At 69.7% G+C, this 1,508-nt stretch carries 1 protein-coding gene; it reads right to left on the bottom strand.

Features of this window, described 5'->3' with window-relative positions; translation table 11 throughout:
* Positions 1-27 precede the first annotated feature (27 nt).
* Complete coding sequence (locus tag ABD644_RS22625) at positions 28-1,260, bottom strand: IS110 family RNA-guided transposase (RefSeq protein ID WP_344691623.1); 1,233 nt, start codon at positions 1,258-1,260, stop codon at positions 28-30.
* Between the last annotated feature and the right edge of the window lie 248 nt (positions 1,261-1,508).

The following is a 1,508-nucleotide window of genomic DNA, read 5'->3' as shown; positions in this document are numbered from 1 at the left end:
GCCTAGACATCCCACGGCGCTAAGTGGTCAAGCGGCGGCCGAGAGCGGGCTGTGTTCGTGGGCGGGCCAGGCGGTGCGCTCGTCGTAGACGGTGTGGTGGCGCAGGCAGCCATGGAGGATGCCCACGAGTCGGTTGGATAGGGCGCGCAGGGCCTGGTGGTGGGTGGCGCCGCGATCGCGTTGGCGGTCGTAGTAGGCGCGAGCGCCGGGCGATCCTGTCAGGGCGGCGAAGGCCTGCTGGTAGAGGGCGTCGGCCAGTCGTCGGTTGCGGGCGTAGCGGGCGAGCACGACGCGTTTGGTGCCCGAGGCCCGGGTGATGGGGGCCATGCCGGAGTAGTTCTTGCGGGCCTTGGGGTCGGTGTAGCGGTCGGCATCGTCTCCGAACTCGGCGAGCACCCGGGCGCCGAGGACCGGCCCGAGCCCGGGCTGGCTCAGGTAGATCTCAGCGTCCGGGTGCCGACCAAAACCCGCCTCCACCTCGCCCTGCAGCGTGTCGATCTGGGCGACCAGCTCGGTGATCACAGCGACCAGTGCTTTCACGCTGGCGGTGTAGGCCCCGATCACGCCCGGGTGGGCCTGCAGCTGGGGGGCGCGCAGCGCGGCCTGGATTCGCTGCGCGGTGGTCTCGAGGTTGCGTTGCCGCCCGGCCCGCCGCAACGTCGCGCTGATCTTGTTCAGTGAGAGACGGCGACCGGCCTCCGGTGAGGGCGCGATCGCCAGCACCCCGAGGGCGTCACGGCCGGCCAGTTCCTCGAAGGCTTGCAGGGCGGCCGGGTAGAACTCGCGCAGCATCGAGCGCATTGCGTTGGTCTGTCGCTGTCGCGACCAGATCAGCGACTGGTGGGTGCGGGTCAGCACTTTGACGTGCTCGGCAAGCTCGGAGTCCCCGGCGATCGGGCGGTGGTGGACCCGGTCCAGGCGGACTAGCTCGGCGAGGATGTGCGCGTCACCGGGGTCACTCTTGGCGCCGGCGGTGCCATGCCGTTCGCGGTAGCGGGCCACCTGCAGCGGATTGATCGCGTAGACGGTGTAGCCCGAGGCGAGCAGCGCCTGCACCCACGGGCCGCGGTCGGTCTCGATCCCGATCAGCACCTGCTCGGGATCGGCGTCCTCGGCCAGATGATCGGCGACGAGCGCATGCAGCGTCGCCAGCCCCTCGAGGCCTTCGGGCAATCGGCGTCTGGCCAGCCGCCGCCCGTGCTCATCGACGATCTCGATGTCGTGATGGGCCTCGGCCCAGTCGTTCCCGATGAACAACACCGCGCTGCTGCCTCCTCCGGATCGGCCTCATCAAGCCCGGACCATGGAGGAGAAGACCGTGGCGACCTAATGGATCAGTGCTCGCACGGCACGACATCCCACCGGCCATCTGCCTCTCCTCCCCAACCGGCGGGGACACGATCTAGGCCTGGGCCTCAACGATCGGACCTGGGTCGGGCAGTGTTCACCCACCGGCGGCTCGGACACCCGATCATCTCCAGAACCGACCGAGTGCGGCCCCATTAGGG

The sequence above is a fragment of the Blastococcus jejuensis genome, assembly GCF_039534705.1.
Classification (GTDB): domain Bacteria; phylum Actinomycetota; class Actinomycetes; order Mycobacteriales; family Geodermatophilaceae; genus Blastococcus_B; species Blastococcus_B jejuensis.
This window is presented reverse-complemented; position numbering and strand designations above follow the sequence as displayed.